The following is a 20,875-nucleotide window of genomic DNA, read 5'->3' as shown; positions in this document are numbered from 1 at the left end:
AGGCATCATTCCAATTGAAAGGATAAGGCGCACGCACATGAGTGCACGTAATTTTAAAATCCCACATCAGCAGTCGATGCTGATTTCTCAAAACAAGCGTTCGTCACCCGCCGAACGAGCATTTTCTTAAAACGATTGTTCGCTACCCACCGAACGAACATTTTTTCTCAAAAACAAGTGTTCGCTACCCGCCGAACGAGTATTTTTCTTAAAAACAAGTGTTCGTCACCCGCCGAACGAGTATTTTTCTCAAAAACAAGCGTTCGCCACCTGCCGAACGAACATTTTTCTTAAAAACGATTGTTCGCCACCCGCCGAACGAGCATTTTTCTCAAAAACAAGTGTTCGCCACCCGCCGAACGAACATTTTTCTTAAAAACGATTGTTCGCCACCCGCCGAACGAACATTTTTCTCAAAAACGATTGTTCGTCACCTGCTGAACAAGCATTTGACTTGGGTTTATCACAAAACCTAAGGTGAAGTTATTGGTCGGGGTTGCGTTCATAGCCTTGATATGCCGGCACAAGCCCACTCATTACCGCGTCATAGCTTTGTTGCATTTGTTGTTTGATATTCTCAGCGCCTTGTCCCGCAGGAGGGATAGGTTGGTGAATGGTTAGTTTCAGCGGATGCCAAAACACCCAAAAGAAATCGCGTGTCCGCGGCTTCACATCGAAACTGCCATTGATGGTGATGGGCACGACGGGTAATTGCAGTTCGTCGGCCAACATAAAGGCACCGCGAAAGAACACCCCCATGTGGCCTGAGAAGGTGCGCGCACCCTCGGGAAAAACAACAACCGACATCCCCTCTTTCAGGATGTTGCGGGCGTTGTCATAAGTGGCTTTGATTTTCGAAGGCCCACTGCGGTCAACGAAAATGTGGTGTGCGGCGGCACATGCGGCTCCCACTAAAGGAATGCGGCGGAGCCCCTTTTTCATCATCCACTTGAAGTTGCGTCCCAAGAAACCATAAATGAGGAAGATGTCGAAGGCTCCTTGATGATTGGCCACGAACACATAGCTTTGGTGCGGGTCGAGATGTTCGCGCCCTTCAACTTTTATGGGTAGGAGCAGAAGTTTTATCCACAGCCATCCCCAGCATTTGCCGGGATAATAGCCCCAAAAATGTCCGTTGCCGAGGTGGCAACCCACGATGGTGACAAGGGCTGTGATGATGGTTGCCACAAGCAGCAGGGGCAAACAAATGAGGAGCTGATAAAGACGATAGAGGTATTTCATCATTGAAAGCATTGAGTTATTGTTGTGCGTGTAGGGTGATGACGGCGATTTCGGGCTCAACGCCAATGCGCAGGGGGATAAGACCGCCTATTCCGCAAGTGACGTAAAGATAGCGGCCATGGCTTTCGGCTAATCCGTAGTCATCGGTATAGGTGAGCAATGTGGTGCGAAGGCCAAAGATGCTCACTTGCCCACCATGCGTGTGTCCTGCTAAGGTGAGTTGGGCATGGCTCTCGGGCAGAATGCGTGTGCGCCACGTCTTGGGGTCGTGTTGCAAGAGCAGGGTGAAGGTGTTCGCGTCAATTCCCGCCGTAGCGCGTCGGATGTTGGATTTGTCGAAGCTGTGAAGTCCTACGCCGCAATATTCCTCACCCACGATGGCTATCGAGTCTTTATGATGGCTGCTGTAGAAAAACCGGTGCTCATTGCGCAACAGTTGCCAGCCCATCTCTTTTTGTGTAGCAATCATCTGCGCCTCAATCTTTTGTTTTTCGGCGGCAGTTCCATAATAATAGCCGCTATAATCGTGGTTGCCCAGCACACTATAGACGGGAATTCCCTGCTTGGCAAGGCGAGCGAGTAGGGGGATGAGTGGCTGAAGTTCCGCGGGGTTGGTGTTCTGCAAATCGCCGGCAAAGCAAATCATGTCGGGCCGTTGCGCCAGAATGGTGTCAATATCGCGTGCTAAAAACCGTTCCCAACCATGATTGAATGTGCCTACGTGTGCATCGCTAAATAGCACAATCTTGAGGCCATCAAACGCTTTGGGGAGTGTTTTAAATGTGAGCGACAGGCGCGTCACACGCAATTCTTTAGGGCCAATGAACACACCGTGAAGCGTCGTGCATAGGATGAGCACGCTCACGAATGTGGCTATGGCATAGATGCTGCGGCGGAACTTTAGACTTTGCTTGCCCCATCTTCGTGTGATGAGTACCGCGATAGCAAACATCATCTTGGGGATGACGCATAGTGCAAATGCGAAGATAAACAGTTTTATCCAGCATGAATTATCGGGGGCAAACTGTTTTTGTAGCGCTAAAACGATGGAAAATACCACCATGGCTGCGCTGGGGAGCCACCAAAGCAGGCGCAACCACGGCTTTGCATGTGTTCGTTTGTGGCAAAAAGCTGCATACACGACGGCATCGAGCAGAAGGATGAGCGGAATTAAAAAATATATTATCCTGACAATCATGAGAGTAATGTGTTTAAAGTTGTTTTAAAAATTTACGGATGCGATCGGCTGGAATGCCGCGCCTTTTAGCATAATCAGTAATTTGATCGTCTCCAATGCGCCCCAAATCAAAATAACGACTTTGCGGATGGGCAAACATTAAACCGCTGACACTGGCATGCGGATTCATCATGCCTGTTTCGGTGAGTTGAATACCTACACTTTTAAAGGGGAGCAGTTGGTTGAGCAAAAAGTTCACGCTCGTGTCGGGAAGTGACGGATAGCCCACGGCAGGTCGAATGCCTTGGTAGGCTTCGGTATGGGTTTCTTCCATGGTGAGTTGCTCATTTGGCGCATATCCCCAATACACGCGGCGCACATATTCGTGCATCTTTTCTGCCGTTCCTTCAGCCAATCGGTCGGCCAACACTTGTGAAAGCATGCGCAGATAGTCGTCTTTTGCATAAGCAGCAGGCAAGGCAGCATCTACCGAGGTGGCAAAAATGCCCACGCGGTCGGCTATTCCTTGTGCCTTCGGGCGAACGAAATCTGCTAACGAAAGGTTGGGCGTGCCATCTTGTTGCGCTTTTTGTTGGCGCAACATGGGTATGCGTATGTCGGCAATAATCAAGTCGTCGCCATCGCTGTTAGCCGGAAACAAATCGAATGTTGCATGTGTGAAGTAGTGCCCTTCCCATTCTTTGAGCAAAGCTTCGGCATCGGCTCTCAAAGCCTGTTTGGCTTCTTTTGGCTTGCCATTCATGTCCCAGGCATGAAAGAAGTAGAGCCAATTAATATAAGGTGTAATCTCCTGAATCGAATAATGGGTGATCATTTTAAATGCTATGTTTCGAATTGGAGTGCGGCTCCTCGATAGCTCGTGTTGAATTGGCCATCATGCAAGACGATTGTTCCATTGCAAATGGTTGTCATCACCTGATGGTTGAAGACGTGTCCTTGCAGTGGACTCCATTTGCATTTGCTTTGAATGCACTGAGTTGTCACCTGAAAAGGTGCTTTACGAACGATGGTTAAGTCGGCAAAATAGCCCGGACGCAGGAACCCACGTTTGCAGAGATGAAATCGTTGTGCAGGTTGATGGCACATGAGTTCAACAACACGCTCATAAGGCAACACTCCTTGTTCGGCCAGTTCAAGCATCAACGGCAATGAAAATTGTATCATCGGCATGCCCGAGGCAGCTTTTACACAGCCTCCTTGCTTCTCGCTAAGCAGATGGGGTGCATGATCTGTGCCAACAGTGGTGATGCGCCTATCAGTTAAAGCGTTGCGAAGTGCTTGGCGATCCTGCTCTGTTTTTATGGCAGGGTTGCACTTGATGCGTGCACCTAAGGTGGCATAATCGGCATCTGTGAAATAGAGATGTGCCACAACTGCTTCGGCCGTGATGTGCTCGTCATGGCCAAAGAATTCTAATTCGCGTGCGGTTGTGAGGTGCGCCACATGTAGGTTTGTACCATATTGTTTCGCTAAGGCTACGGCCACGGATGTGCTTTGATAGCAGGCTTCTTCACTTCTGATGATGGGATGAAGCCTGATGTCGGGATCGCCTTGTTTGGCTTTTTCCTGTGCTAAATTCTTTGCAATGAGTTGGGTATCTTCACAATGGGTCACTAACGGCAAGTTTAAATCGGCACAAGTTTTGAAGATAGCCGCCAATTTGTCTTTCCCTTCAACAAGCATGTTGCCCGTGCTGGCACCCATGAAAAGTTTAATGCCGGGAAAAGCATTGCGAGGGACCTGAGAAAAAGAGGCCATATTGTCGGACGAAGCACCATAGAAAAAGCTGTAATTGATATGACTTTTCTCGGCAGCTAAGGCCATTTTACTTTCCCATGTCTCAAGGGTTATTGTTTGAGGCTGTGTGTTGGGCATCTCCATGTAGGATGTGACGCCGCCAAAAGCTGCTGCCCGGCTCTCACTTTCGATGTCGCCTTTTTGAGTAAATCCCGGTTCGCGAAAGTGCACATGGGTATCGATGATACCAGGCATAACCAAACACCCCGAGGCATCTATGGTGTTATCATAGATTCCTCGAGGTGTTTCTCCAGCTTTATAAAGTGCGGTTATCCGTTGGTCTTCAATGAGCACATCGCCCAAAAAGGACATCCCTTCATTGATAATTGTTCCGCCTCTGATAATCAGTCTCATGCAACTTCTTGGTTTATTGTGCAGAAGGTTGCGCCATTTCGTTGGGTGTTGGTGCCGGATTTGCCGGCGTTTGCAGGGCTTGTCCGTTGGCATTTCCTGTTGCAGGCTCTTGCTCACGCAACCCATTCATGATTTGCTGGTTCTCTTGTGCCTTCTTATAATAATCCTTCACATAGGGATCGTTTTTAAAGTGCTCGGTAGCCTTGCTCATAATATCTTCTATCCAAGGTGTAAGTTCTGGATATTGATAGCCAATGGTAACCATGAAGAAGACTCCAGGGCCAAGCACATTGTCGAAGTTTTCAGTGACAAAACTGGTCACCAATTCATCTTCACGTTGCGACAGTAAGGCTGCTTCGTTGCTTAAGTGCGTGTTGACAACCTCCATGTCTCGCCCGTTCATGATGGCTTGATCGTGTTTATGCACCAATTCTGCTTCTTGATTTTTTAATTGGTTGTAGCGGTTAATGAATTTGAATAGCTTGTCGTTCAGAGGGGTTCCGCTAACGGTTTGTTGTGCATTATCAATCTTTACGACAATGTCTCCGCCTTCAATCACAAGTGGCAAGACGCTCTCTTCGTCCATAAAAATATTGGCCATGCGCACCGTATCTATACTGCCTGAGAAATGGAATTGCCCATGTACAACATCGCAAGAGTCGATAGCTTTAAACTCATTATCTTTAAGAACTTTGAGGTAGAGCATGCGACCGTCTAAGTTTGAAACATTAGAAGTTCCCGTTATATTGTAGCTGTCCGTACATGATGTCAAAGCCATGAGCGTCATAATGGCGTATAAGACTTTCTTCATAAATTGTTTTTCTTGTTGCTGAAACAAAGTTAGTATGTAATCTCGATGTGCGAAAAAAAATTCATTCTATTTAATTGATTGTTCTTATCTTTTAGTTTTTTTTCGTACTTGTGGCCTGTCATTGTTGTTCTTAGTGCTTATCTTTTCCTTGTTTTTTAAGCAGATAGTCTATGCGGTGGGTCGCATAAACTTCAAGTATGGCTGCGATAAGCAGCAACAACACCCATTTATTGTAAACATAAGTGATGTAGCTTTCTTGATTTTCAAAAGCAGGTCGTAAGAAATTATAGGTGCTGTCAACAATTAATATGCCTGCGATAACAAATAACAAATCGGCTATATTGAGGATGCGTTTTAAGCGTTTAATCGCAAGTTGGCTACCTTCGTAGGCCTGCATCATGTGTAGTGTGGAAAAAAGGATGCTTCCTGTCAGTGCAATCCAGCATGTGATAGAAGGTGCAAGCATAAAAACGTAGCAGCCAATTCCTGTTACCATGAGCATGCCTCCCAACATAAACAGGATGCTTTCAATTTTATTTAACTTCTTCATTCTCGGTTGTGGGCTTTTCATCGTCACTCAGAACGTAAATATCTTCGTCATCGGCTTTCATAAAATAGCGTTCGCGCGCAATTTTTTCTATTGCTTGGGGATGGCGTCTTAATTCATTTAGTTGGCGTGCATCGGCCTCATATTGGTTGTTATACTTCTCGATTTCGGCTTTTAAATCGCCAATCTGTAAATCTAATTGAACGCGTTTCAACACACTGTTTTCGTCGAGCACACCCACAATGAGTGTGCCAACAACCAACACGATTAAATATTTATAATGTGCAAGGAGATTGAGAATGTGATTGAAACGAGAACCCATATCCATTTATTTGTTTGCAAAGATAATAATTTTTGCTATCTTTGCAACATCAATCTACAAAAAATGGAAGAATATATTGTATCGGCGCGAAAGTATCGCCCGATGAGTTTTGATGCGGTTGTGGGGCAAGAATCGCTTACAACGACGCTGAAAAATGCTGTCAAAAGCGGAAAACTGGCTCATGCCTATCTCTTCTGTGGTCCGAGAGGAGTGGGGAAAACAACTTGTGCGCGCATTTTTGCGAAGGCCATCAACTGCGAAACACCTACCGAAGCGGGCGAGGCTTGTAATGTCTGTGAGAGCTGTAAGGCCTTTAACGAGGGACGTTCTTATAATATTTTTGAGTTGGATGCTGCGAGCAATAACTCGGTAGAAAACATCAAATCGTTGATGGAACAGACACGCATCCCGCCACAGGTGGGGCGCTACAAAGTGTTTATCATCGATGAGGTGCACATGCTTTCAACGGCTGCTTTTAATGCCTTTTTGAAAACGCTCGAAGAACCACCTGCACATGTGATATTCATTTTGGCCACGACGGAGAAGCATAAGATATTGCCAACCATCTTGTCGCGTTGCCAGATTTATGATTTTGAGCGTATGACGGTGCCCAATATTGTGGCGCATCTCAAGCAAGTAGCGGCAAAAGAGAATGTTGCTTTTGAGGAAGAAGCCTTGGCTGTGATTGCCGAGAAGGCTGATGGCGGCATGCGCGATGCACTGTCAATTTTCGACCAAACAGCTAGTTTTTGTCAGGGAAATATCACGTATCAAAAGGTGATAGAAGACTTGAATGTGCTTGACGCCGAAAATTATTTCAAGGTGCTTGACTACGCCTTAGAAAATAAAGTGACCGATGTGATGGTGCTATTAAATAATGTGTTGCGCAAAGGTTTCGATGGGGGACATTTCATTAACGGGCTGGCTCAACACATCAGAAACGTGTTGATGGCACACGATGCTGCAACACTTCCACTGTTGGAAGTGAGCCAACAGCAGCAAACTAAGTATCAGCAGCAAGCGCAAAAGTGTCCTGTGAAGTTTCTTTATCGGGCATTAAAGTTGCTCAATCAATGCGATGTCAATTATAAGCAGAGCAGCAACAAGCGCCTTTTGGTGGAACTCACGCTCATACAAATGGCGCAAATCACCCAAGACGATGATGGCGCTGGTGCGGGGCGTAGCCCTAAACGTTTAAAAATCCTGTTTCAGAAAATCATTAAACACCAGTCAACGAAAGCGGCTTCTCAGGTGGCTGCGACTGGAGTTTCTGCGTCTGTGAGCAGTTATCAGACGCCCCCTGCCGACCAACATCGTGTGGGCGAGCAGCAACCCCATGATATGGTGAAGGTATCAACGGCTTCGGCTGCACCACAAACTGGTGCAACCGCACCTAAAATGAATTTGAAGAATTTAGGTGTTACGTTTAGCAGTCTAAACGAAAAGCCAGCCGCAGCGCCTGTGGAAGAGGTCGATGCATCGGAGATTGACACCACACAGCAGGGGAAATTCACACAAGAAGTATTAGAAGAAAGTTGGTTTGGCATGTTGAAGCGCTTTCCCGAGGATCTTAAAGGTTTGGGAACGCGCCTCAGAAACATCACACCCCACATAACGACCTATCCACAAATTGAATTTGTTTTTGACAATGAATTGTTGCTCCAACAGGCTGAAAAATACAAGGCACGCATAAAAGTCACCCTGGCTCAGGAACTGAAAAACGGGCAAATCGAACTTGATTGGCGTGTTGCCGAAAGCCATGAGGTCAAGAAAATACTGACGAAACGCGAGCTTTTTGATAAGCTGAAAGAGCAAAACGGAGCATTGTCTAAGTTGTGTCAAGCGCTGCAATTGGATATCGTATAAAGCAATCTACATACATTTATTTTACTCATTAATCATCCCGATAAAAACAATGAAGCATATTGTTGTTGAAATAACGGCGGCACTCGAAGCGCTGTCTGATGCCGAGAAGAAAGCTGTTTTCCCAAAGTTTTTCAGAGCCGGAAAGGGCGAATATGGTGAAGGCGACCGCTTTCTTGGTGTGGTTGTTCCGCAGGTGCGGGCCGTGGCCAAGCAACACCGCAATCTGACGTTAGACGAGTTGCATGAATTGCTGCAATCAGAGTGGCACGAGGTGAGACTGTGTGCCTTAACCATATTGAAAGAGCAGTTCAAAAAGGCTGATGATATGTTGCGTAAACAGGTTTTCGATTTCTATCTTGCACACACTCAGCGCATCAATAATTGGGATTTGGTAGACTGCTCTTGCTATGCTGTCGTGGGCGAATATTTGCTCGATAAACCGCGCGACATCCTCTATCGATTGGCAGAAAGTCCACTTCTGTGGGATAATCGAATAGCGATTGTTTCGACCTTCGCGTTCATTCGCAAAAATCAACTCGACGATGTTTATGCGTTAAGCGACCAGCTGATGCACCATCCGCATGATCTTATTCATAAAGCCGTGGGCTGGATGCTGCGAGAAGCCGGTAAACGCAATCCGCAACGGCTTTACAATTATGTGATGAGCCGTCGTGTTGAGATGCCTCGCACGATGCTACGCTATGCTATTGAGAAATTTTCGCGAGAGGAACGTGCCATATTGATGGCTGTTACAGAACGCAACCTTCACTTCATGGAATAAAAATGAGAACGATGACAACAAAAAACGAAGCACAAACGAAAATTCTATTCATTTGTTTAGGTAACATTTGTCGCTCGCCGGCTGCGCATGCAGTGTTTCAGAAAGCCATTGAAGAGCGGGGGTTAACCCATCATTATATGGTCGATTCGGCAGGTATTGGCGATTGGCATGTGGGGCAATTACCCGACAAACGCATGATGTTACAAGGTAAAAAACGTGGCTATTGCATCAATCATCATGCGCGACAATTCACGAATGACGATTTCCAACATTTTGATTATATTGTGGTGATGGATGATGACAATTACCGCATCATCAGTCAGCGTGCCCGAAATGAAGCGGAACGGAAAAAGGTAATGAAGATGGCCGATTTCTTTCAAGAATATAAAGGGGTCAAGAGTGTGCCCGATCCTTACTATGGGACGACGCGCGATTTCGACAATGCACTCGATTTGATTGAAGATGGCGTGAATGGAATGCTGAGCCGGCTTGTGTAGAACAAAAAAAATAGCCTGTCTCGCGACAGGCTACCTTTTCAAATACTACATTAATTATCTTTTCACTATTTTACTTAACACGACGTAAACAGTAAATGTTCCCACGGAACTTTAGATAGCGCAAAGGTAAGGACTAATTTTCAAATTCTTATTGTAGAAATAGTGGTAGTTATTTCCATAAACGAACAAAATGCATATTTTTATGCCTGTATCTTTGCAAAAGTTAAGTAAAAGGGTGTTGTATTAACACCCTTAGCAACATTTTCCAATGCCTACTTCCTCCTCAAAAGCCCCCATCTTTTGTCGCCTGCCTCTTGTTGTTTTCGGCATGATTTCTTTTCCTTTTTCAAAACATTTTTGCAGGTAAATTTGTTCCATTAGCTAAAAGTTTATACCTTTGCGCCCATGAACGTAAAGTTGGTTACATATAGCATACAGACGTTGCAAAGAAATTCAAAATTCTTTGCATCTTTTTATGCCATTTATTTGGTCAATCCAAATAATTGTGTAACACACACAGGAGCGAGACCAATATAAAGGTACGCGCGACGCGCGTGTAATATACAACATAATCACTTATAAACAAAGGGTGTGCAAGAAGTTTTTTATAAACTTTTTGCACACCTTTTTTGCGTGCATAAATGAACGGATTTACGCGCAAAAAAATGGTATGATTAGTATTCATTTAAAATAAAAAATAGTTTTAACAAAATGAAGAAACAAGCAACAAAGTGGGCATACATGAAGCCCGAAAGCAAGATTGTAAAAATGCAGATTGAGCATTTGTTGCAGGCCGTGAGTGGTCAGCACAAGCACATTGGCCAAGGCGGAACCTATGGCGATGCCAAGCGCAACAACATGGAATGGGGCGAATGAGACGATGAAGATGAAACCACGCCCACAGCAACGAACGAAGATAACGAATAATAAGGAGGAGAACAACAATGAAACTCAAAACATATTTCAACGCCGCCCTGCTCTGCTTGGCCGTCAGCATGTTTGCAGCTTGCGCAGGCGATAATCTTGCCGATAACAAGGAGAAGAAACAAGAAATTCTGCAAGGAGTGCGCTTCACCATCAATGAAACCAAGACAAGTGCTAAATCGTATGTGGGCGTAGAAGAAGATGGTGCTAAGACGCGTACCACCATTAAGCATACAACAGGTTTGGGCGCCGATGCCTATTGGAACAATGACGATTATATTTGGGTGAAGAATAATGCAGGTGTTTGGAAAAAGAGTATTTCTACGATGCTCAATACAGAAAGAACGCATGCCACGTTTATTCTCCCGGGTAACCAGTCAGATTACAGTGATGGCTGTCCTGTGATTTATAATATCAGCCCGTCAACCTCTCCTTCATTTCATGATTCTCCTGAATACTTAAATATTAACTATCTCCAACCACAAACCAAAGCTAACGATTTTAGCATGGCTGGTTATGTCGGCGATTGTGGAACAGGCGTTGCAAAGTCAACGGGTGGTCCTGGAGAGTTCAGTTTCCAACTGCAGCATAATGTAAGTTATCTATGCTTCTTACCGCGTTGCAGCAATGCTGTTTTAGGACAAAACCTTCAACTTACAAAAATTGTTGTGAGGTCTACTATTCCCAATGATTATATTGCGGCAAACTGGTGTAATGTGCCTTCTACAGGCGCTGTTTTTCTACCTTCAACATTCCTTTCTTGGGCAGTGAATGGGTTATCTTCTCCTTTAGTGACGGCATCGGTCAATAATTTCCCGTTGAGCAACTCGACTGCTGAATCCCCTGATTTGAATGCTACTTACATAGTGATTCTTCCAGGCATACACGATTTCACCATCACTTATACCATCAAGGATAAGGTGACAGGGATTGAAGCCGAAATCAAAAAGCAAGTGAATGGTATAGATTGCAAGCCCGGCGAGATTAATGACATCACGGCCAACCTCAATGTGACACGCACCTATACCAATAAATATTATGCTTGGGATGCCGACGAAGCCTATGACATAGGTCATGGTTATGAAGCTTCTTTGCCCACGATTCCTTATGGTAAGGTTGGTGCAACCTATCTTCCGCTCAGCTTTTTCCCTATAGAGACACGAACGTATGAAGGAGAACAAGTTCCTTATGATAAACGTTTAGGTCATGGTGCTTGGCCTGGGGGTAACAGTGGTGTTACGGCTCAAACAGATTTTTTTAAGAACAACACGCCCAATGTGAACGAGGCTCTTTGGTATGCATTTAAAGGCGATCCTCATTGGGATAATACAACTCCATGGCTGTTGCATAACCATCTTTATACGGGTGGCATGTGGTTGAAAACGAAGAGTAAGATTTGTGCTGATGAAGGTATCACTGCAAGCTACATGGAAAATGGTTATAAAGCAGATATTGGTCCATACGCAGGATATTATGATTCATATCAAGACTTTAGTGATTACGGATATGATTCATTTGATAACACAGCAGCATCGATTAACACGCCACTTACAAACACCACTGGTTATTTCTTCCTACCAGCATTGGGTGGTTATAGCAACGCCGCAGGGAGCGACGCGAGCAAAGTATGGCTCACAGACGTTGGTATAAAAGGGAGATACTGGACTCAGAACAGCTCTTTATGGGAATCGGGTATGATTAGTTTTAATATTGAGAGTGGAAGAGTTAGGGTCTCCATGCACGATAATCCTACAGCTCCATATAGCATTACAAAATTTCAGTAGTCTGAATTTAGGCTAATGATGATGAAATGACAAAATGAAAGAGCTCGACCAATGCTTGGGCAAGTTTCAAAAAAAGATTTTGGGACTTGCTAACGACTTAGCAAACGTCAAAAAAAGATTTTGGGACTTGCTAACGACTTAGCAAACATCAAAAAAATAATTTGAGACTTGCTAACGACTTAGCAAACACCAAAAAATAAATTTGAGACTTGCTAACAACTTAGCAAACGCCAAAAAAAGAATTTGGGACTTGCTAACGACTTAGCAAACGTCAAAAAATAAATTTGAGACTTGCTAACGACTTAGCAAACGTCTCGTAAAAGCGATGACGAGGAAAAGTGGATTAAATAAGATTATAAAAACCCGAGGGGATATTCTACCACAATGGGATGTCTTCTCACAATTAAAATTAAATTAAACAAGATGGAAATTAATTTTTTAATTTGGTGGCCGTGAGCAACGGCGCGCATTTCGTGTTTATCGAGTCTATTTGCAAACGGCTGGACTCGGAGACGGAGTTGTTGAAAAACGAGTACTTTAAAAAGGCGGCCGACACGTTGAAAGGGGCTTTTAACGAGGAAAACCGCTACTTTGCCTTGTCGAAGAAAAGTGCTTCGACCGACGAAATTTTGGCGGCCGATGCCGACCGCGACACGTTGTATTCGGCCTACTACCGTTCGGTGAAGAGCTTTTTGCGTGTGTCTTCGGCCGATTTGCATACGGCGGCCAAAACACTCTGGCAAAGCCTGGTGGACTATGGCATCAAGCCCTCAATGCAGTTGGAACGTGAGACGGGTGCCATTCAAAACCTGTTGGCAGATTGCGAGCAAAAATACAGCGCCGAGGTGGCCAAATTGGGGTTGCAAACGGTGTTGGCATCGCTGAAAACGGCCAATGCGAAAGTGAGCGAACTGCTCTACAGCCGCACCACGGAGCAGTTGAAACAGGTGGCGGGTGCGCTGCGCAAGGCACGTCAGCAATCCGACGAAGCCTTCAAGCAGGTGCGCAAGGTGGCCAACGCCATGGCTACGTTGGGCAGTGCCGAGGCCCTGAAACCATTCGCCGACTTCGTGAACCAGCTCATCAAGCGGTATGAGGACGAGGTGCTGCCGAAAAAAAGAAAGCGGATGATAAGAAGCCGGATGGCGGTAAAGACAAGCCGGGCGGCAAGAAACCTGGTGACGGCGGGAAAACGCCTGATGGCAAGAAGCCGGGCGACGGTGACGATGGCAAGGATAAACCGGGCGGAAAAGGTCAGGGCGATGCCACAATCACACCAAAGAAATAGCTTACTTTAAAACAAAAGGGCATCATCTCGATGCCAGTTTGCATACACAACTTGTTTTAAAGAATGGGGGCGGGAGTGCGCGATGCATTTCCGCCCCCGATGTGTTGTGTGGGTAGTTGTATTCATTCATTTGCGTATGGAAACGCCGCTGCGCGGACGTTCGGGCGGGCACATAGGCACCGCCCCTACGGTTTCGCTTGAGAGAATTGTGCATGGACGGTTGATGCCATTTGGGTGGATTGCTCGCGGACTGTTGGTTTCATTTGGGCGGATTGTGTGTAAATGGTTATTTTGTTTGTGTGGGATGTGTGGAAAAATATGATGGAGATGGGTAGGGGCGGTGCCTATGTGCCCGCCCGTGTCGCCCCACAAGGGCGCATCTATCGTTAAATTCCCCGCGCACAATGTGTGTATTTTTGGTATGGAAACGCCGTTGCGCGAACGTTTGGGCGCGCACACAGGCGCCGCCCCTACGGTTTCGTTTGGGTGGATTGCGTGTGGACGGTTGGTTTCGTTGGAGAGGATTGCGTGTAAATGGTTACTTTGTTTGTATGGGATTGTGCGTAAATGTATAACGGATATTAGTAGGGGCGGTGCCTGTGTGCCCGCCCGTGTCGCCCTGCAAGGGCGCATCCATCGTTAAATTCCCCGCACACAATGCGTGTATTTTTGGTATGGAAACGCCGCTGCGCGGACGTTCGGGCGGGCACACAGGCACCGCCCCTACAGTTTCGTTTGGGCAGATTGCGCATGGACGGTTGGTGGCGTTTGGGTGGATTGTGTGCAAATGGTTATTTTGTTTGTGTGGAAAAATATCATGGGAATGGGTAGGGGCGGAGCCTGTGTGCCCGCCCGCGTCGCCCCCACAAGGGCGCATCCATCGTTAAATTCCCCGTGCACAATGCGTGTATTGGTTGGTATGGAAACGTCGCTACGCGGACGTTCGGGCGGGCACGCAGGCACCGCCCCTACGGTTTGGTTTGGGTGGATTGCGTGTGGACGGTTGATGACGTTGTAGGCCATAATATGATTTATAGCATCATGGCGAAGAGCGAGGCGCCGACAACGGTCAGGATGCCGCTCACCACAATCGAAAGACTGCTCGTGGCACCTTCTACGGAGCCCATCTCCATGGCTTTGGCTGTTCCAATGGCGTGCGATGCGCTACCTAAGGCAATACCCTTGGCAATGGGTTCTTCGATGCGGAGGAGTTTTAGGAATTTCTCGGCGAAGATGTTGCCCAATACGCCCGAGAGGATGATGACAACTACTGTGACCGAGACATAGCCGCCCAATTCTTCGGCCACACCCATACCAATGGCGGTGGTGATGGATTTGGGCAGGAAGGTGACATAGGTGGTGTGGTCGAAACGCATCAACAGTGCTAAAAGCAGCACGGTGATGAGGCTCGACAGCACGCCTGAGGAGATGCCTATCATGATGGCTTTGAAATTCTTCTTGAGCAGTTCTACTTGCTGATAGAGCGGCACCGCCAAACAGATGGTGGCCGGCGTGAGCAGATAGCTCACCCAGTCGGCATCTTCTAAATAATCTTTATAGCGCATGCCCGTGCAGAGCAGGCAAACGATGACCAAGACGATGGCCGTGAGCAGTGGGTTGAGAAAGCTCCAGCCCGTGCGGCGTCTGAGATAAACGCCTATGGCATAAGCGCCCAAGCTGAGCAATGCGCCAAAATAGATGGAATCTTTTAGCATGGTTATCCTTGTGTTTTGTTTTCGCCTCTCTTTTTATTGCTGCGCACCAGGCGTTGGGTAACGCGGCCGGCAGCACCCATCACCACAAATGTGCTCACAATGGTGACGATGGCATATTGTAGTATGTGGCTGCGAATGGCTGCCCACGAATCAATGAGTCCCACAGCTGCCGGAATGAACATCACAGGCATGATGGCGATGAGAAAAGTGCTGGTTTCGCGGATTTCGGCTACTTTTATCCATTTCATCATCAGGCAAATGAACAGCAACACGATGCCGTAGATGCTTGCCGGGATGGGCAACGGGATGAAGAAATGGAGTAGCTCGCCAATGAAGGTGAAGGCGATGATGATGATGAATTGGGAGATGAATTTCATTTTCGATGTCGGCGTTATTTGAGCTTAATCTCCTCAATATATTTTTCTATGAAATCAGCCGAGTTGTTGGTGCCCAAACGAATGCTGTCGAAACACAAATCGTAGTCGTTGGCATCGCCCCATTTCATGCCTGTATAATATTTGTGGTAGCGCACGCGGCTTTCGTCTAATTCGTTGACAAAAGCAATGGCCTCTTCGGTGGTCATGTTGTTTTCGGCTTCAATGGCCTTTACGCGGCCGTTGAAACTGCCTTTGAGAAACACCGAGACGAGGTCTTCACGATCTTTGAAGATGACGTTGCCACAGCGGCCAATGATGATGCAATCTTCGTGACCGATGAGTTGCGACAACACCGAGAAGGCTTTGACATTTACGTTCTGCGGTTCTTCATCGAATTGTGAAATGGCAAACATGAGTTCGTCGACGGGACGCTCTTCAAAGAAGTCGTCCATCTCTTGCAAAACACCGCGTTTTTGAGCTAATTCCAACAAATTCTTGCGCGTGTAGAACGGAATACCATAGTGCTGGGACAGTTGTTCGCCGATGTGTAGCGCACCGCAACCACATTGGCGTGCAATCGTAATAATCATATTCTTAAAAAGCTTTGCTTGTTATCTTGAGGTTGCAAAATTACAAATCCTAAGACAGATTGGGTGCATAAAATGAAGTTTTAACCTTTATTTGTGTGGTGAAGCATCCTAAAAAGTAGGTATTTAAGGCCTCCGCCATTGGTGAGCGCGATGAGTTATGCAAGAAAATTGTAACTTTGCATGAGGATAAATGGATATATAAAATGAGATTATCAGATTTGAAGACGGGCGAACATGGCATCATCGTGAAAGTGACGGGCTATGGCGGATTTCGCAAACGCATTGTCGAAATGGGCTTCATTCGGGGTAAAAAGGTGGAAGTGCTGCTCAATGCACCACTCAAAGACCCCATTAAATATAAGATTATGGGCTACGAAGTGTCGTTGCGGCGCTCGGAAGCCGAAATGATCGAAGTGGTTTCTGAAGCCGAGGCTGAAGCAGCCCTCATGCAGGAGAATGCGCGTGGCGCAAAGCAAGGTGAGGCTTTGACACTTGAGGTAAATGAGACTTGCGACGATGAAAAGTTGGAGCGCATTGCTTTAAAGAAGCATAAAGTAATTAACATCGCTTTGGTGGGTAATCCTAACTGCGGCAAAACCTCGCTATTTAATTTTGTGTCGGGTGCGCATGAGCATGTAGGCAATTATTCGGGCGTCACCGTGGATGCCAAAGAAGGGCACGCCACGTTTGAGGGTTATCGGCTGAACCTTGTCGACTTGCCTGGTACATACAGTTTATCGGCCTATTCGCCCGAGGAACTTTATGTGCGTAAACAGCTCATTGAGAAAAATCCCGACGTGGTCATCAATGTCATTGACAGCAGCAATTTGGAGCGTAATCTTTACCTCACGACGCAGCTTATCGATATGCACATGCCCATGGTTTGTGCTTTGAATATGTTTGATGAAACGCAGAAGCGCGGCGACCACATTGATTTTAAAAAGCTTTCCGAACTCTTGGGCGTGGCTATGTTGCCCACGGTGTTTAAGACAGGCGAAGGAGTTGAGGCGCTGTTTCATGAAATTATTCAGCGTTATGAGCAGACGGGCGAACAAATGGCATCTGTTCGACATATTCACATCAACTATGGTCACGAGATTGAGCATGGCATTGCGCAAATTCAAGCGCATTTACGGCAGGATACGCAGTTGCGATTGCATTATTCCACGCGCTATTTGGCCATCAAACTGTTAGAGAAAGATGCTGACACCACGGCGATGCTGTCGTCGCAAAGCGATTTCGAAGCGATTAAAAAGATTGTTGATGTGGCCTCGCAGCGCGTGTTGGAAGAGACTGGAGTCGATAGCGAGACGGCCATCATGGATGCCAAGTATGGTTTTATTCATGGGGCGTTGGAAGAGGTGAAATATAGCGTGGGAAAGGTGAAGGACACGTATCAAACCACCCACTTGCTCGACAAATTTGTGACTCATCGGGTGTTGGGCTTCCCCATCTTCCTGCTCATGCTTTTGGTGATGTTCTCAGCCACGTTCACGTTGGGGCAAATTCCCATGGACTGGATTGATGCCGCAGTGGGTGGGCTGAGCCATTTCGTTTCAGCGGCGCTGCCCGACGGTCCCGTGAAAGCCTTGTTGGTGGATGGTGTCTTGGGCGGTGTGGGAGCCGTGATAGTGTTCCTTCCCCAAATCCTCATCCTCTATTTCTTCATCAGCTTCATGGAGGATTCAGGCTACATGGCGCGCGCGGCGTTTATCATGGACAAGCTCATGCACAAGATGGGGCTCCATGGCAAGTCGTTTATCCCACTCATCATGGGTTTTGGTTGCAATGTGCCGGCGATGATGGCCACGCGCACCATTGAGAGTCGGCGTTCGCGCATCGTCACCATGCTCATCTTGCCGCTCATGAGTTGTTCGGCGCGCCTGCCCATCTACATCATGATTACGGGCGCATTCTTCCCCGCGAAATACCGGGCCTTGGTCATGGTGTCGCTTTATTTCGTGGGCATCGCCCTCGCGGTGTTGCTGAGCCGCCTTTTTGGTTTGTTCTTGGTGAAAGGCAACGACACGCCATTCGTGATGGAGTTGCCGCCTTATCGTTTCCCAACGTGGAAGGCCATTGGGCGCCACACGTGGGAAAAAGGCAAGCAGTATCTCAAGAAAATGGGTGGCATCATTTTGGTGGCCAGCATCATTGTGTGGGCGTTGGGCTATTTTCCTCACGACGACACCCTCAGCGATCAACAGCAGCAGGAACAAAGCTACATCGGGCGCATCGGCAAATTGGTTGAGCCCGTGTTCCGTCCGCAAGGTTTCGATTGGAAGTTGGATGTGGGCTTGCTCTCGGGCGTGGCTGCGAAAGAGATTGTGGCCAGCACGATGGGCGTGTTGTATAGCGGAAGTGACGAGGTGGCCAATGCCGACGAGGCCTCGCACAACGAAGGACGTTATATGCAGCTGCGCCAGCAAATGACCCACGACATTGCCCGCGTGCAGGGCATCCCCGTCGCCGCGGCCGAGCCCATTGCTACGCTCACGGCCTATAGTTTCCTGCTTTTTGTGTTGCTCTATTTTCCGTGCATTGCCACCATCGCCGCCATCAAAGGCGAGACGGGCAGTTGGCGCTGGGCACTTTTTGCCGCAGGCTACACCACCGCTTTGGCATGGGTGGTGAGCGCCGTCGTCTTTCAAATTGGCCGATGCTTCATTTAAAACAATCTCTCAGATACGGCCTCTGCGCGATGCTGGCCTTTGCGAACAGTTTGGCCACACGGGCGCAGTATCAAACGCTGTTGTCGCACGATTTGGCCACATTGCAGGTGTTGCGCAATGGCGACTGGCGGCAACGGCTACCCCTCATCTCGTTGACGGGCGGCGATGAAATTCAAATTTCATTCGACGATTTCTCGGCGGCCTATCGCCGTTTCACCTACGACGTGGTGCATTGCGAGGCCGATTGGACGCCTTCCACGCAGCTGTTCGCCACCGATTATGCCGAAGGTTTTACGGAGGCGCTGACCATCGACGACGTGCAGCCCTCGCGCCAGACGCAAGTGGCCTACACACACTATGCCTTTGCCCTGCCCAACGACCAATGTCGGCTGACGAAGAGCGGCAACTACGAGGTGCGCATTTATGACGAGCGGCACGAGTTGATGGCGCGCGCCTGTTTCATGGTGACCGAGGCCACGATGAAAGCCCGGCTCACTTGCACCACCAACACCGACGTCGACGTGAATGCCACGCATCAGCAGATAGCATGGGCGGTGGACTTTCAGGGCGTGAACGTCACGCAGCCCGACAGGGAAATCAAGACGGTGGTGTTGCAAAATGGCCGCTGGGACGATGCGCGCATCAACGTTAGCCCCCAGATGCAAACGCCCAACGGCTTGGCGTGGCAGCATTGCCGGGCGTTGATTTTCGACGCGGGCAACGTCTACCGCAAATTCGAATGCTTGGCGGTCGACCATCCCACGATGGGCATTGCCGAAATCACATGGGACGGAAGGCACTATCACGCCCGCCTGCACACTGACGAACCGCGCCCCAGTTATGTTTACGACGAGAGCGCGCAGGGCTTGTTTTGCGTGCGCAACAGCGACGACCGCGACAACGCCATCCAGTCGGACTACGTGATGGTGCATTTCTCATTGCAAACGCCCTTGACGAGCCGCCCCATCTATCTCAACGGCCATGTCACCGGCGACCGCTTTTCGCCCACCTGTCAGTTGCACTACAACGAAACTGCAGGGCTCTATGAGGCGCATTTGCTGCTGAAACAAGGCTATTATTCCTATCAATATCTCACGCCGGGCAGCGATGGGCGCATGGTGCCAGTGGCATCGGAGGGGAATTTCTACCAAACGAAAAACTTCTATCACGCTTTGGTGTACTATCGTGGCGTGGGCGAGCGCACCGACCGTCTGGTGGCGGTCGCCATGCCGTAGCGCTTTTGCCGCAGCCGCCCAACCAACCTTCGAATCAACGGGAATTTTTTATTTCTCGTTGAAATGATCCTCAGGCGCAGAAAAAATCCATTGTTTTTTGACGCTTGACCCTCGGGCGTAGAAAAAACTCGTTTTTTTTGACGCTTGACCCTCGGGCGCAGAAAAAACTCGTTGTTTTTTGACGCTTGACCCTGCGGCGCAGAAAAAATCCATTATTTTTGGACTTGCAACCCTGCGGCGCAGAAAAAATCCATTATTTTTGAACTTGCAACCCTGCGGCGCAGAAAAAATCCATTATTTTTGAACATGCAACCCTGCGGCGCAGAAAAAATCCATTATTTTTGGACTTGCAACCCTGCGGCGCAGAAAAAACTCATTATTTTTGAACTTGCAACCCTGCGGCGCAGAAAAAACTCATTATTTTTGAACTTGCAACCCTGCGGCGCAGAAAAAATCCATTATTTTTGAACATGCAACCCTGCGGCGCAGAAAACGGCCATCGTTTTTTGACTTGCAACCCTGCGGCGCAGAAAACGGCCATCGTTTTTGACGTGCAACCCTGCGGCGCAGAAAACGGCCATCGTTTTTGACGTGCAACCCTGCGGCGCAGAAAACGGCCGTCGTTTTTTGACGTGCAACCCTGCGGCGCAGAAAACGGCCATCGTTTTTTGACTTGCAACCCTGCAGCGCAGAAAAAGACTATCGTTTTTGACGCGCGATTGCTACGGCATCATTTTCTAACGCAAATGCTGCTGTTGCTGCTTTTCGAGGGCGCGTTGCTCAGCGGCACCATACATGAAGTATTCAAACGCGGCATAGACGTTGAGCAGTTGAAACAGCAGCAGGCCAATGAGCGTGCAGACGGCAAACATCAT

23 protein-coding genes are annotated in these 20,875 nt (G+C 47.8%); 11 read left to right on the top strand and 12 right to left on the bottom strand.

Annotation, left to right across the window (positions count from 1 at the left end; translation table 11 throughout):
• Positions 1 to 218: 218 nt before the first annotated feature.
• Positions 219 to 476: a hypothetical protein gene (locus HMPREF9431_RS04835; protein ID WP_040560857.1), complete on the top strand. Its 258-nt coding sequence runs from the start codon at positions 219 to 221 to the stop codon at positions 474 to 476.
• A 7-nt stretch (positions 477 to 483) separates the two neighbouring features.
• On the opposite strand, the gene HMPREF9431_RS04830 is transcribed toward HMPREF9431_RS04835, so the two are convergent.
• The 7 genes from HMPREF9431_RS04830 to HMPREF9431_RS04800 all read right to left on the bottom strand — a co-directional run bounded on the left by HMPREF9431_RS04830 (position 484) and on the right by HMPREF9431_RS04800 (position 6,271).
• The gene (locus HMPREF9431_RS04830; RefSeq protein WP_040560855.1) at positions 484 to 1,242 is read right to left on the bottom strand and encodes a lysophospholipid acyltransferase family protein; all 759 of its coding nucleotides are present in this window, start codon (positions 1,240 to 1,242) and stop codon (positions 484 to 486) included.
• 16 nt (positions 1,243 to 1,258) lie between these two features.
• Positions 1,259 to 2,440 (bottom strand): metallophosphoesterase, encoded by a 1,182-nt coding sequence (locus HMPREF9431_RS04825; protein ID WP_004380035.1) that lies wholly within the window; start codon positions 2,438 to 2,440, stop codon positions 1,259 to 1,261.
• A gap of 13 nt (positions 2,441 to 2,453) precedes the next feature.
• Positions 2,454 to 3,254, bottom strand: coding sequence for a vitamin B12 dependent-methionine synthase activation domain-containing protein (locus tag HMPREF9431_RS04820; protein WP_004380034.1), 801 nt, complete (start codon positions 3,252 to 3,254; stop codon positions 2,454 to 2,456).
• 8 nt (positions 3,255 to 3,262) lie between these two features.
• A complete protein-coding gene (locus HMPREF9431_RS04815; RefSeq protein ID WP_004380033.1) occupies positions 3,263 to 4,591 on the bottom strand; it encodes a dihydroorotase in 1,329 nt (442 codons plus the stop codon).
• 13 nt (positions 4,592 to 4,604) lie between these two features.
• On the bottom strand, positions 4,605 to 5,402 hold the full coding sequence (locus tag HMPREF9431_RS04810; protein WP_004380032.1) for a DUF4369 domain-containing protein: 798 nt from the start codon (positions 5,400 to 5,402) through the stop codon (positions 4,605 to 4,607).
• A 130-nt stretch (positions 5,403 to 5,532) separates the two neighbouring features.
• Positions 5,533 to 5,952 (bottom strand): hypothetical protein, encoded by a 420-nt coding sequence (locus HMPREF9431_RS04805; RefSeq protein WP_004380030.1) that lies wholly within the window; start codon positions 5,950 to 5,952, stop codon positions 5,533 to 5,535.
• Entirely contained in the window at positions 5,936 to 6,271 is a 336-nt protein-coding gene (locus tag HMPREF9431_RS04800; RefSeq protein ID WP_004380029.1) for an FtsB family cell division protein, read from the bottom strand. The genes HMPREF9431_RS04805 and HMPREF9431_RS04800 overlap by 17 nt, the downstream gene beginning before the upstream one ends.
• Positions 6,272 to 6,334: 63 nt before the next feature.
• Between HMPREF9431_RS04800 and HMPREF9431_RS04795 the strand changes: the two genes are divergently transcribed.
• Genes HMPREF9431_RS04795 through HMPREF9431_RS04785 form a run of 3 tightly spaced genes read left to right on the top strand, consistent with a single transcriptional unit; the run spans position 6,335 to position 9,415 of the window.
• Complete coding sequence (locus tag HMPREF9431_RS04795) at positions 6,335 to 8,137, top strand: DNA polymerase III subunit gamma/tau (RefSeq protein ID WP_004380028.1); 1,803 nt, start codon at positions 6,335 to 6,337, stop codon at positions 8,135 to 8,137.
• A gap of 49 nt (positions 8,138 to 8,186) precedes the next feature.
• The gene (locus tag HMPREF9431_RS04790; protein ID WP_004380027.1) at positions 8,187 to 8,918 is read left to right on the top strand and encodes a DNA alkylation repair protein; all 732 of its coding nucleotides are present in this window, start codon (positions 8,187 to 8,189) and stop codon (positions 8,916 to 8,918) included.
• Between the two features lie 11 nt (positions 8,919 to 8,929).
• The gene (locus HMPREF9431_RS04785) at positions 8,930 to 9,415 is read left to right on the top strand and encodes a low molecular weight protein-tyrosine-phosphatase (RefSeq protein WP_004380026.1); all 486 of its coding nucleotides are present in this window, start codon (positions 8,930 to 8,932) and stop codon (positions 9,413 to 9,415) included.
• Positions 9,416 to 9,667: 252 nt separating this feature from the next.
• Here HMPREF9431_RS04785 and HMPREF9431_RS13635 read toward each other — a convergent pair whose 3' ends face one another.
• Complete coding sequence (locus HMPREF9431_RS13635) at positions 9,668 to 9,793, bottom strand: hypothetical protein (protein ID WP_262502400.1); 126 nt, start codon at positions 9,791 to 9,793, stop codon at positions 9,668 to 9,670.
• 333 nt (positions 9,794 to 10,126) lie between these two features.
• Here HMPREF9431_RS13635 and HMPREF9431_RS13180 point away from each other — a divergent pair, with 333 nt between their 5' ends.
• The 5 genes from HMPREF9431_RS13180 to HMPREF9431_RS12265 all read left to right on the top strand — a co-directional run bounded on the left by HMPREF9431_RS13180 (position 10,127) and on the right by HMPREF9431_RS12265 (position 14,298).
• Positions 10,127 to 10,291: a hypothetical protein gene (locus HMPREF9431_RS13180; RefSeq protein ID WP_004380024.1), complete on the top strand. Its 165-nt coding sequence runs from the start codon at positions 10,127 to 10,129 to the stop codon at positions 10,289 to 10,291.
• Positions 10,292 to 10,359: 68 nt separating this feature from the next.
• Entirely contained in the window at positions 10,360 to 12,123 is a 1,764-nt protein-coding gene (locus HMPREF9431_RS04775) for a hypothetical protein (RefSeq protein ID WP_004380023.1), read from the top strand.
• Between the two features lie 452 nt (positions 12,124 to 12,575).
• On the top strand, positions 12,576 to 13,421 hold the full coding sequence (locus HMPREF9431_RS04770; protein ID WP_231287710.1) for a DUF6261 family protein: 846 nt from the start codon (positions 12,576 to 12,578) through the stop codon (positions 13,419 to 13,421).
• Positions 13,422 to 13,547: 126 nt separating this feature from the next.
• Positions 13,548 to 13,733: a hypothetical protein gene (locus tag HMPREF9431_RS12270; RefSeq protein ID WP_196794556.1), complete on the top strand. Its 186-nt coding sequence runs from the start codon at positions 13,548 to 13,550 to the stop codon at positions 13,731 to 13,733.
• A gap of 352 nt (positions 13,734 to 14,085) precedes the next feature.
• Entirely contained in the window at positions 14,086 to 14,298 is a 213-nt protein-coding gene (locus tag HMPREF9431_RS12265) for a hypothetical protein (protein ID WP_196794555.1), read from the top strand.
• A gap of 144 nt (positions 14,299 to 14,442) precedes the next feature.
• On the opposite strand, the gene HMPREF9431_RS04765 is transcribed toward HMPREF9431_RS12265, so the two are convergent.
• From HMPREF9431_RS04765 to HMPREF9431_RS04755, 3 genes are read right to left on the bottom strand one after another with little or no spacing between them, the layout of a single operon-like run.
• Positions 14,443 to 15,126 (bottom strand): LrgB family protein, encoded by a 684-nt coding sequence (locus tag HMPREF9431_RS04765; protein WP_004380019.1) that lies wholly within the window; start codon positions 15,124 to 15,126, stop codon positions 14,443 to 14,445.
• 2 nt (positions 15,127 to 15,128) lie between these two features.
• The gene (locus HMPREF9431_RS04760; protein WP_004380018.1) at positions 15,129 to 15,503 is read right to left on the bottom strand and encodes a CidA/LrgA family protein; all 375 of its coding nucleotides are present in this window, start codon (positions 15,501 to 15,503) and stop codon (positions 15,129 to 15,131) included.
• 14 nt (positions 15,504 to 15,517) lie between these two features.
• Complete coding sequence (locus HMPREF9431_RS04755; RefSeq protein WP_004380017.1) at positions 15,518 to 16,093, bottom strand: cytidylate kinase-like family protein; 576 nt, start codon at positions 16,091 to 16,093, stop codon at positions 15,518 to 15,520.
• A 203-nt stretch (positions 16,094 to 16,296) separates the two neighbouring features.
• On the opposite strand from HMPREF9431_RS04755, the gene feoB reads away from it, so the two are divergent.
• On the top strand, positions 16,297 to 18,765 hold the full coding sequence (feoB, locus tag HMPREF9431_RS04750; RefSeq protein WP_004380016.1) for a ferrous iron transport protein B: 2,469 nt from the start codon (positions 16,297 to 16,299) through the stop codon (positions 18,763 to 18,765).
• Positions 18,753 to 20,000 (top strand): type IX secretion system plug protein, encoded by a 1,248-nt coding sequence (locus tag HMPREF9431_RS04745; protein WP_040560850.1) that lies wholly within the window; start codon positions 18,753 to 18,755, stop codon positions 19,998 to 20,000. Before feoB ends, HMPREF9431_RS04745 begins: the two co-directional genes overlap by 13 nt.
• 458 nt (positions 20,001 to 20,458) lie before the next feature.
• On the opposite strand, the gene HMPREF9431_RS13445 is transcribed toward HMPREF9431_RS04745, so the two are convergent.
• On the bottom strand, positions 20,459 to 20,662 hold the full coding sequence (locus HMPREF9431_RS13445; protein WP_155812937.1) for a hypothetical protein: 204 nt from the start codon (positions 20,660 to 20,662) through the stop codon (positions 20,459 to 20,461).
• Positions 20,663 to 20,875: the final 213 nt, after the last annotated feature.

Source organism: Segatella oulorum F0390, from assembly GCF_000224615.1.
Classification (GTDB): domain Bacteria; phylum Bacteroidota; class Bacteroidia; order Bacteroidales; family Bacteroidaceae; genus Prevotella; species Prevotella oulorum.
Note: the sequence above shows the minus strand (reverse complement) of the source record. Positions and strands in the feature narration are given on the sequence as shown.

Excerpts from the sequence above, each read along its gene's own strand:
- HMPREF9431_RS04830 (WP_040560855.1), bottom strand. The coding sequence starts at position 1,242 with ATGAAATACCTCTATCGTCTTTATCAGCTCCTCATTTGTTTGCCCCTG.
- HMPREF9431_RS04825 (WP_004380035.1), bottom strand. The coding sequence starts at position 2,440 with ATGATTGTCAGGATAATATATTTTTTAATTCCGCTCATCCTTCTGCTC.
- HMPREF9431_RS04820 (WP_004380034.1), bottom strand. The coding sequence starts at position 3,254 with ATGATCACCCATTATTCGATTCAGGAGATTACACCTTATATTAATTGG.
- HMPREF9431_RS04815 (WP_004380033.1), bottom strand. The coding sequence starts at position 4,591 with ATGAGACTGATTATCAGAGGCGGAACAATTATCAATGAAGGGATGTCC.
- HMPREF9431_RS04810 (WP_004380032.1), bottom strand. The coding sequence starts at position 5,402 with ATGAAGAAAGTCTTATACGCCATTATGACGCTCATGGCTTTGACATCA.
- HMPREF9431_RS04805 (WP_004380030.1), bottom strand. The coding sequence starts at position 5,952 with ATGAAGAAGTTAAATAAAATTGAAAGCATCCTGTTTATGTTGGGAGGC.
- HMPREF9431_RS04800 (WP_004380029.1), bottom strand. The coding sequence starts at position 6,271 with ATGGGTTCTCGTTTCAATCACATTCTCAATCTCCTTGCACATTATAAA.
- HMPREF9431_RS04795 (WP_004380028.1), top strand. The coding sequence starts at position 6,335 with ATGGAAGAATATATTGTATCGGCGCGAAAGTATCGCCCGATGAGTTTT.
- HMPREF9431_RS04790 (WP_004380027.1), top strand. The coding sequence starts at position 8,187 with ATGAAGCATATTGTTGTTGAAATAACGGCGGCACTCGAAGCGCTGTCT.
- HMPREF9431_RS04785 (WP_004380026.1), top strand. The coding sequence starts at position 8,930 with ATGACAACAAAAAACGAAGCACAAACGAAAATTCTATTCATTTGTTTA.
- HMPREF9431_RS13635 (WP_262502400.1), bottom strand. The coding sequence starts at position 9,793 with ATGGAACAAATTTACCTGCAAAAATGTTTTGAAAAAGGAAAAGAAATC.
- HMPREF9431_RS13180 (WP_004380024.1), top strand. The coding sequence starts at position 10,127 with ATGAAGAAACAAGCAACAAAGTGGGCATACATGAAGCCCGAAAGCAAG.
- HMPREF9431_RS04775 (WP_004380023.1), top strand. The coding sequence starts at position 10,360 with ATGAAACTCAAAACATATTTCAACGCCGCCCTGCTCTGCTTGGCCGTC.
- HMPREF9431_RS12270 (WP_196794556.1), top strand. The coding sequence starts at position 13,548 with ATGGAAACGCCGCTGCGCGGACGTTCGGGCGGGCACATAGGCACCGCC.
- HMPREF9431_RS12265 (WP_196794555.1), top strand. The coding sequence starts at position 14,086 with ATGGAAACGCCGCTGCGCGGACGTTCGGGCGGGCACACAGGCACCGCC.
- HMPREF9431_RS04765 (WP_004380019.1), bottom strand. The coding sequence starts at position 15,126 with ATGCTAAAAGATTCCATCTATTTTGGCGCATTGCTCAGCTTGGGCGCT.
- HMPREF9431_RS04760 (WP_004380018.1), bottom strand. The coding sequence starts at position 15,503 with ATGAAATTCATCTCCCAATTCATCATCATCATCGCCTTCACCTTCATT.
- HMPREF9431_RS04755 (WP_004380017.1), bottom strand. The coding sequence starts at position 16,093 with ATGATTATTACGATTGCACGCCAATGTGGTTGCGGTGCGCTACACATC.
- feoB (WP_004380016.1), top strand. The coding sequence starts at position 16,297 with ATGAGATTATCAGATTTGAAGACGGGCGAACATGGCATCATCGTGAAA.
- HMPREF9431_RS04745 (WP_040560850.1), top strand. The coding sequence starts at position 18,753 with ATGCTTCATTTAAAACAATCTCTCAGATACGGCCTCTGCGCGATGCTG.
- HMPREF9431_RS13445 (WP_155812937.1), bottom strand. The coding sequence starts at position 20,662 with ATGGCCGTTTTCTGCGCCGCAGGGTTGCACGTCAAAAAACGACGGCCG.